The 2,776-nt window shown below is 71.1% G+C and carries 3 protein-coding genes; all 3 read left to right on the top strand.

Annotated elements, in window-relative coordinates:
- The coding region (locus B8115_RS18265; protein ID WP_010629286.1) for an HAD family hydrolase at nt 1–1,002 on the top strand (1,002 nt) is incomplete at its 5' end.
- Between the two features lie 57 nt (nt 1,003–1,059).
- The gene (gene cobT / locus B8115_RS18260; protein WP_010629285.1) at nt 1,060–2,115 is read left to right on the top strand and encodes a nicotinate-nucleotide--dimethylbenzimidazole phosphoribosyltransferase; all 1,056 of its coding nucleotides are present in this window, start codon (nt 1,060–1,062) and stop codon (nt 2,113–2,115) included.
- Between the two features lie 10 nt (nt 2,116–2,125).
- Nucleotides 2,126–2,776: adenosylcobinamide-phosphate synthase CbiB (gene cbiB, locus B8115_RS18255; RefSeq protein ID WP_010629284.1), on the top strand; the 651-nt coding region annotated here is incomplete at its 3' end.

The following is a 2,776-nucleotide window of genomic DNA, read 5'->3' as shown; positions in this document are numbered from 1 at the left end:
TTCGAGACGCTGGCGCGAATCCGCAGCGCCGCCTTCGACAAGACCGGCACCCTCACCGCCGGGGAGCCGCAGGTGCAGGCCATGCACTCGGCGTCCAACCTGTCTGAACCGGAGCTGCTGGCGCTGGCCTCGGTGGCGGCGCGTGGCAGCGAGCACCCGTTGGCGCGGGCCGTGCGTCGCTATGTTCAAGATGCCCAGGATGCCGGGGCGGGCGGGGAGCTCGAGATCGTGCAGGCCGAGGAGGTCGGCGGACGCGGGCGGCGGGTCTCACTTGGCGACGGGCGAGAGCTGCTGCTGGGCAGCCGTGCCTGGCTCGCCGAGCAGGGCGTTGCCACCGAGCAGGCCGCCGACTCGGGAGAGAGCGAAGTGCTGCTGGCCTGTGGCGGCACCCTGCTGGCCCGCTTCACCCTCGGCGAGACGGCCCTGCCCGGTACTAGCGAGACGCTGACCGAACTGCGCCGAGAGGGGCTTGCCCTGGCCCTGATCAGCGGTGACAGGGGGCCGGCGGTGAGGCGGCTGGCGGATGCCGTGGGCATGAAAGCGGAAGAGTGCTATGCCGGGCGCAGCCCCGAGGCCAAGGCCAAGCTGCTGGCGGCCATGCCGCAGCCGTCGCTCTACGTGGGCGACGGGCTCAACGACGTGGTGGGGCTGGCCACCGCCAGCGTCGGCGTGGCGCCGCTGGGTGCCAATACCACAGTGCAGGAGGGCGCCAGCGTGGCGTTGCTGAAGCCCGGGGTGGCCGGGGTCGAGGTGGCCTGGCGCCTGGCGCGCCGCACGCGCCGGGTGATGCGCCAGAATCTGGTGCTCTCCGGGGTCTACAACCTGCTGGCGCTGGGGCTGGCGGTGGCCATGCCGATTCCGCCTCTGATAGCGGTACTGGCCATGGTGGCCAGCTCGCTCAGCGTGGTGGCGAATTCGGCACGCCTGGCCCTGGCCGGCGAGCGGGAGCCCGAGCAGCCACGGCAAAGCCGACAGGTGGGAGCGCTGGGCACGGCGCCGTGACAGGCCGTGCCAGCCTGTTAAGATGGCGGCTGCTTCACGCCCTATCAGGATACGCTCATGCTTGCCGATACCCTGGCCGCTATCGTGCCGGTCGATGACTCACTCGCCACTGCCGTGCAGGCACGCCTCGACAACCTCACCAAACCCCCTGGCAGCCTGGGGCGCCTCGAGGCCCTGACCAAGTCGCTGGCCGGTATGAGCGGCAATGCTTCACCCAGGGTGAGCCCGCCCGGGGTGATCGTCTTCGCCGCCGACCATGGCGTGGCCGAAGAGGGCGTGTCGGCCTTTCCTCAAGAGGTCACGGCGCAGATGGTGGACAATTTCGCCGCCGGCGGTGCCGCCATCAATGTCTTTGCCCGCCAGATCGGCGCGCGGCTCGAGGTCGTCGACGTGGGGGTGAAGGGTACCGTCGAAGGTGAGGGCGTGGTCCACGACAAGGTGCGTTCCGGCACCGCCAATTTCGCCCGCGAGGATGCCATGAGCCTGGCCGAGGCCCAGCGCGCCATCGAGGTCGGCATACGTGCCGCCGCGCGCAGCCACACCGCCGGCTGCCGCTGCCTGATCGTCGGCGAGATGGGCATTGCCAACACCACCTCCAGCAGCGCCCTGCTGGCCGCCTTGAGCGGCCGGCCGGTGACCCGCCTGGTGGGGCAAGGGACCGGCATCGATATCTCACGCCTGGCCCACAAGGCCGGGGTGATCGAAGGGGCGCTGGCGGCGCGCCAGCCGGACCTGGCTCGGCCGCTCGAGGTGCTGGCCAAGCTCGGCGGGCTGGAGATCGCCGCCATGGCCGGCGCCTACCTGGGTGCGGCCGCCCGGCGCATGCCGATCCTGGTCGACGGCTTCATCGCCACGGTGGCGGCGCTGGTGGCCTGCCGCCTCGCGCCTGCGCTGCGCGGCTACCTGATCTTCGGCCACCGTTCCTGCGAGCCGGGCCACGACGTGGCACTGGAGCTACTCGACGCCGAGCCGCTGCTCGACATGCAGCTGCGCCTGGGCGAGGGCACCGGGGCGGCGCTCGCCTTCCCGCTGCTCGAAGCCGCCTGCCGTATGCTGAGCGAGATGGCCACCTTCGATTCGGCCGGGGTGGCTGGCGCTGCCCCCGAGTCATGAGCGCCGAAGCATGAGCGCCGAGCCGCTGAGCCTGGCCCTGCTGACGCTACTGCTGGGGGCCATTGCGCTGGATCTGCTGATCGGCGACCCGCGCTGGCTTCCGCACCCGGTGGTTGCCATGGGGCGGCTGATCGAGGTGCTGGAGCGTCGCTGGAACCGCGGCTCGCCCCGGGCGCGGCGGCTCAAGGGCTTTCTGCTCACCGGCTGCGTGGTGGGGCTCACTTATTTCCTGGTCTGGGGTGTGCTGGCGCTGCTTGCCGGGCTGCATCCCTGGCTGGGACTCATCGGCGAACTGCTGCTGCTGGCCAGTGCGCTGGCGATCAAGGGGCTGCGCGATGCCGCCTTCGCAGTGGCCGGTCCGCTGGCCCAAGGTGACCTCGACGCCGCGCGCCGTGCGGTGTCGATGATCGTGGGACGCGATACCGAGGCCCTCGACGAGGCCGGGATCACCCGCGCCACGGTGGAAACCGTGGCCGAGAACACGGTCGACGGCATCACCGCGCCGCTGTTCTGGGCGCTGCTCGGTGGAGCGCCGCTGGCGCTGGCCTACAAGGCGGTCAATACGCTGGACTCCATGGTTGGCCACCGCAGCGAGCGCTACGCCGACTTCGGCTACGCCTCGGCCAAAGTCGACGATCTGGCCAACTGGGTACCGGCCCGG

This window comes from Halomonas sp. KM-1 (assembly GCF_000246875.1).
Lineage (GTDB): Bacteria > Pseudomonadota > Gammaproteobacteria > Pseudomonadales > Halomonadaceae > Halomonas > Halomonas aerodenitrificans.
Note: the sequence above shows the minus strand (reverse complement) of the source record. Positions and strands in the feature narration are given on the sequence as shown.

Coding starts and splice junctions, on each gene's coding strand:
- cobT (WP_010629285.1), top strand. CDS start 1,060: ATGCTTGCCGATACCCTGGCCGCTATCGTGCCGGTCGATGACTCACTC.